This is a genomic window from Desulfurellaceae bacterium (genome assembly GCA_021296095.1).
Lineage (GTDB): Bacteria > Desulfobacterota > Binatia > Bin18 > Bin18 > JAAXHF01.
Map to the genome: position 1 here is coordinate 1 of JAGWBB010000134.1, position 5,150 is coordinate 5,150.

The 5,150-nt window shown below is 61.3% G+C and carries 6 protein-coding genes; 4 read left to right on the plus strand and 2 right to left on the minus strand.

Annotated elements, in window-relative coordinates; all coding sequences use genetic code 11:
• Nucleotides 1-605: 605 nt before the first annotated feature.
• Nucleotides 606-1,022 carry a DUF3617 family protein gene (locus tag J4F42_21020; protein MCE2488004.1) on the minus strand — a complete coding sequence of 139 codons (417 nt, stop codon included), beginning with the start codon at nucleotides 1,020-1,022 and terminating at the stop codon, nucleotides 606-608.
• Between the two features lie 183 nt (nucleotides 1,023-1,205).
• Here J4F42_21020 and J4F42_21025 point away from each other — a divergent pair, with 183 nt between their 5' ends.
• Entirely contained in the window at nucleotides 1,206-1,883 is a 678-nt protein-coding gene (locus J4F42_21025) for a cupin domain-containing protein (protein MCE2488005.1), read from the plus strand.
• A gap of 42 nt (nucleotides 1,884-1,925) precedes the next feature.
• On the opposite strand, the gene J4F42_21030 is transcribed toward J4F42_21025, so the two are convergent.
• A complete protein-coding gene (locus J4F42_21030) occupies nucleotides 1,926-2,090 on the minus strand; it encodes an Rdx family protein (protein MCE2488006.1) in 165 nt (54 codons plus the stop codon).
• Nucleotides 2,091-2,406: 316 nt separating this feature from the next.
• Between J4F42_21030 and J4F42_21035 the strand changes: the two genes are divergently transcribed.
• From J4F42_21035 to J4F42_21045, 3 genes are all read left to right on the plus strand, one after another.
• Nucleotides 2,407-3,717 (plus strand): hypothetical protein, encoded by a 1,311-nt coding sequence (locus J4F42_21035; protein ID MCE2488007.1) that lies wholly within the window; start codon nucleotides 2,407-2,409, stop codon nucleotides 3,715-3,717.
• Nucleotides 3,718-3,728: 11 nt separating this feature from the next.
• Complete coding sequence (locus J4F42_21040; GenBank protein ID MCE2488008.1) at nucleotides 3,729-4,799, plus strand: thioredoxin domain-containing protein; 1,071 nt, start codon at nucleotides 3,729-3,731, stop codon at nucleotides 4,797-4,799.
• On the plus strand, nucleotides 4,750-5,150 hold a 401-nt coding region (locus J4F42_21045; GenBank protein MCE2488009.1), incomplete at its 3' end, for a thioredoxin domain-containing protein. The genes J4F42_21040 and J4F42_21045, both read left to right, overlap by 50 nt.

Sequence of the window (5,150 nt, forward strand, 5' to 3'; positions counted from 1 at the left end):
CGCCGAGTACGCGTTTCGTCCAGCGCAGCATGTCTAGGATTAAACCTGACTCTGTTCGTCCAGCGCGGCTGTGAAGTCCGCTGTGCGAAGTGTGACTGGGAATTCCGTATGGTGTCAAGCTTGATCGCGCGGCCACCGTGAGAGAAACGGCGAGCCGCCGACAAGCCACAGCGATACAGGACCAGGCGCTGTCCCATTAAACGAGGGTTTTACGACACAACGACACGACGGGCAGGACAGAGGGGCTGAGAGGGGGAAATGGGTGCGATTTACCCGTCTCAGGAATCTGTGTCGGAGATACTTGATGCCTCCGCCGCAAAATGGGACTTGACGGGCGGAGGGCCGGCCCCTTGAACATGGATGATAAACAGTGTTATGCGCGCTGGTCCTTTCTGGCATGTTCTACATGTTCATGATCGTCTCCCAGCCTCGCTTTTAGCTTGCGCGACGACCGAGGATTGCTTGCTCTTCCTCTCGGCGGGNNNCTGGGACAGCGGAGGGCGGGAGAGGAGCAGAACGAATGGAGGAGGACCGCTAATGGAATCTCGCCCGCCTATGATCGCTTGACGCTGGAGGCCGCTGGTCAGCCGCGCCGCATCAGGCGTTCAGTCGCACTCGCCGATTCGGGTGCCGCTGGTTTGCATTTCCATCTCGTAGCCTTCGCCTTTGAAGGCAGTGCGGCCGGTCAGGCTGGTGCCGGTCGAGGTATAGGTCATGCTTCCGGTCATGGGCGAGTTGCCCTGCCCACGGCCGCAGGTCAGAGTCCCGCTGAATGAGGTGGCGTCTTGCTCGATATCACTGAGCTGACAGTGGCTGCTCTTGGCGACCGAGGCCGCCGGGTCCCAGTTCGGATCCGTGACGCACTGGGTATCGGTGCGCTTCTGCGGCTGGGGCTGAAATGACGCCCGGCTCTCATACTCAAAACGCCACTTCCCGGGCGTGATGTCAAAAGCCTCAACGTGGGCCGGGAGCGTCTGCAATCCCACACCAACCAGGACCGTCAAGAGCAGGGCATACCGCATACCAAACCTCCGACTCTGCCAAATTTGCACAGGCAAGCCATCCCGTTTCCGTACCAGCCCTACTTTGGACGCGCCGGACCGGGAAGGCAAGACCGCTGCCGTCCGTCCCGGCCTCTTGCCTCACGGCGGGGTCCTGTGCTTAAGCTCGGCACAGACATCCATTCAGAGAGGGAGAAGGACACCATGGCACAGACACAAGACGGTCCACTGTCACGCGTGATTGAGGTCGGCGAGCTGGAATGGCAGGAACTGCAACCGGGGATTCGAGCCAAGCAGCTGTGGAACGACGAGGCGAGCCAGCGCCGAGCCATCATGACCCGGATTGAGCCCGGAGCCGCCCTGCCCATGCACCGCCACGACGGCGACGAACTCATCTTTGTCCTCGAAGGGGCGCTGGGCGACGAATTCGGTACGGTCACAGCCGGCAATCTCGGCTACCGGCCCAACGGCTGCGTGCACACCGTATCGAGTCCAAAGGGGGCGACCGTGCTCGCCGTGATTACGGGTGGGATCAGCATGACGGGTGAGCGGGGCGCCGCGCCGCCGTCGCAGGTCTTTACCCTCAGCGATTTGGAGTGGGTCGAAGCCCGGCCCGGGGTGCGGCTGAAAAGCATCTGGGAGGATACCGAGGCGGAGCGGCGCGCTGTGCTGGCCCGGTTTGAACCGGGGGCCGAACTGCCGCTCCACCGCCACGTCGGCGATGAGCTGATTTTTGTCATTGAGGGCTCGAACGCGGATGAGGCCGGCGAGGTAGCGACCGGCAACATGAGCTATCGGCCCGAGGGCTGTACCCACACCGTTACGACCAGGAACGGCGCGACATGCCTGAACATCGTGTGGGGCCACGCCGAGATGTTGTGACACCGCACAGGCAGGCCCGGCCTGCCCTCCGGCCTGATGCGTTTATGCCGCCTGCTGCTCCAGGGCGGCTTTGATATCGCCAAAGTCCGGGAACTGGTGGGTCTCCAGCTTTGAGTAAATCTTCGTGCCGTTGACGCTGACCTCAAAGCGTCCGTCACCGAACGGGACCAGGGTCAGGCCGCTGATGTCTTGCTTGTACTCGTTCAACAGTTGTTCCGTCAGACTGACGGCTTCGGGTTCATAGCCTCAAGCCGCGCAGTATTCGATCCGAATGTCCATATCCGTCTCCTTGTCGGTTGAGCAGACCTGTCGCCATCCCTAGCACACCACTGCCCCAGAAAAAAAGTGGCGGGTCGTTTCTCCGCAATCCCCCGCCTTGTCCGCTGCCAACGGCTTTGCTTTCTGCCGTTCCGTGGTTTATGCTCCGGCCAGAACGGTGGCGAAGTGCCTGCGGTCGGCAAGCGGGGAGCGATTCTCTCTATAATCCAGGCATTTGCTACGCGCATGTACAAGGAGGCGACGTATGGACTGGCGCGAACACTGTGGCGATAAACTGGTCTCCCCCCAACAGGCCGTCAAGGCTGCGGTGCGTGACGGTGACAGTGTGCAGCTCAACTGGCTGCACGCCACGCCGCTGACCCTCAGCCAGGCGCTACTGGAGCGTAAAGAGGAACTGCGCCAGGTCAAGGTCGGCACCATCGGGCCGCTGTTCAACTGGGACCAGCCCGGTGTCGAGCAGGCGTTTACGATTGAGGCCACCTATCTCGGCACGACCACCCGTCCGCTGATGAACGACGGCCGGCTGGATTTCATCCCGGTGATGTATTTTCGGCGTGGAGAACTGCCGCCGGGTCTCAAGTGCGACGTGTACATGACCCCGGTCTCGGCTCCCGACAAGCATGGCTACTGCAGCTTCGGGCACGGGCTGTTCATGTCCAAAACCATGGCCCAGGCGGCCCGGACGGTTGTCGCCGAGGTGCACCAGGACTTCATCCGCACCGGGGGAGAGAACTATATCCATGTGTCGGAGATCGACTATTTTGTCGAACCCACCCAGCCACCGGCCCAGCTGCCGCCGACCCAGCGCAACGACGAGGAAGTCGCCGCAACCGAGCTGATCTGTACCCTGGTGGCCAGCAATCTGGTCCATGACGGCGATACCCTGCAAATCGGCCTGGGCAGCGTGTCCTCGCCGATTGCCATGTATCTGGGCGACAAGAATGACCTGGGGATTCATACCGAGGTCATCCCCGGCGGCATTGCCCGTCTGGTCAAGGAGGGGGTCATCACCGGCAAGTACAAAACCGTCAATCCCGGCAAGGTGGTGGCCAGCGCGGGCATCGGGGTGTTTGAGGACGAGCTGGCGATCATCGACGGCAACCCCAATTTCGAGTTCTACGATTTCACCTATACCGACGATCTGCGCCTGCTGGTCAACCAGAAGAACTATGTCGCCGTCAACAACGCGCTGGCGGTTGACCTCGGCGGTCAGGCCTGCTCCGAGTCGTTCGGGCCGTTCATGTATACCGGAACGGGCGGACAGACGACCTTCACCATCACCGCCGCCTTCAGCAACCCCGGCAAGTCGGTGATCGTCACGCCCGCCTCCTCGATTGTCAACGGCCGCCGTATTTCGCGTATTGTGCCGATGCTGGAGCCGGGCAGCGTGGTCACCGCCCAGCGCGCCTTTGTGGATTATGTCGTCACCGAGTACGGGATTGCCGAACTGCGGGGCAAGACCCTCAAGCAGCGGGCGGCCGCCCTGGTCGAGATCTGTCATCCGGACTTCAAACCAGACCTGCTCAAAGAGGCCAAGCGCATTTATTTTGTGTAAAGGAAGCCTGAATGGCGCATACATTCACCAACCGTCTGGCCGGGGAGACGAGTCCGTACCTGCTGCAACACGCCCATAACCCGGTCGATTGGTATCCGTGGGGCGAAGAGGCGTTTGCCAGGGCCAAGGCCGAGAACAAGCCGATTCTGCTCAGCGTCGGCTACTCGGCCTGCCACTGGTGCCACGTCATGGAGCACGAGTCGTTTGAAGACGAAAAAATCGCCTCACTGATGAACGACTTGTTCGTGAACATCAAAGTTGACCGCGAGGAACGGCCCGACGTTGACGAAATCTATATGCACGCGGTCCAGATGCTGACCGGACGGGGCGGCTGGCCGATGACCATGTTTCTGACCCCGGATGCCGAGCCGTTTTACGGTGGCACATATTTCCCGCCCGTTGACCGTCACAATCTGCCGGCCTTTCCGCGCGTGTTGCTGGGCGTGGCCCAGGCCTACCGCGACAAGCCCGACGAGGTGGCCAAATCCACCCGCCAGATTCTCGACAATTTGGAGAAACTGTCTCACCGCCAGGAGACCGAGCGGCCGCTCCAGATTGAGACCGTGCAGAACGCTGCGGCCCAGCTGGCCGAACAGGTCGATCACACCCACGGCGGCCTGGGCGGGGCGCCCAAGTTTCCCAATACGGCCGTCTTCAGCCTGTTTCTGCGCCAGCTGCATACCAATCAAAACAGCCACTACCTTGAGATGACCAGCCACACCCTGCGCAAGATGGCCGAGGGCGGGGTGTACGACCATCTGGGCGGCGGCTTTCACCGCTACTCGGTCGATGAGCGCTGGCTGGTGCCCCATTTTGAAAAAATGCTGTACGACAACGCCCTGCTGACTCGGCTGTATCTGGAGGCGTATCAGGCCACCCAGGATCCGTTTTTCCGTAATGTTGTCGAAGAAATCCTGGCCTATGTCGAACGCGAGATGCTGAGCCCCGAGGGCGGCTTCTACTCGACCCAGGACGCCGACTCCGAGGGCGTTGAGGGCAAGTTTTTTGTCTGGGACCAGGAGCAGCGAGATCGTGTGTCGCTACTACGACGCGACCGATGTCGGCAATTTCGAGGGCCATAACATCCTCCACCCGAGCCTGGAGCTGGACCAGCTGGCCCGGCTTTTTGGCCGTGAGGTGGACGAAGTCGGCCGGCTGATCGCCACGGCCAAACAGCGCCTGTTCAGCGTCCGTGAAGACCGGATCAAACCCGGCCGGGACGAGAAAATCCTGACCTGCTGGAACAGCCTGATGCTGTCGGGCTTTGCCGAAGCCTCGCGGGTGCTGGACAACCCGCACTACCTCGACATTGCCCGTCGCAACGCCGCATTCATCCTGACCAAGCTGTATGAGAATGGGCGGCTGCTGCGCAGCTATAAAGACGGACAGGCCAAGTTCAACGCCTATCTGGACGATTATGCGTCCTTCACCTG

Excerpts from the sequence above, each read along its gene's own strand:
- J4F42_21040 (MCE2488008.1), top strand. The coding sequence starts at position 3,729 with ATGGCGCATACATTCACCAACCGTCTGGCCGGGGAGACGAGTCCGTAC.
- J4F42_21020 (MCE2488004.1), bottom strand. The coding sequence starts at position 1,022 with ATGCGGTATGCCCTGCTCTTGACGGTCCTGGTTGGTGTGGGATTGCAG.
- J4F42_21025 (MCE2488005.1), top strand. The coding sequence starts at position 1,206 with ATGGCACAGACACAAGACGGTCCACTGTCACGCGTGATTGAGGTCGGC.
- J4F42_21035 (MCE2488007.1), top strand. The coding sequence starts at position 2,407 with ATGGACTGGCGCGAACACTGTGGCGATAAACTGGTCTCCCCCCAACAG.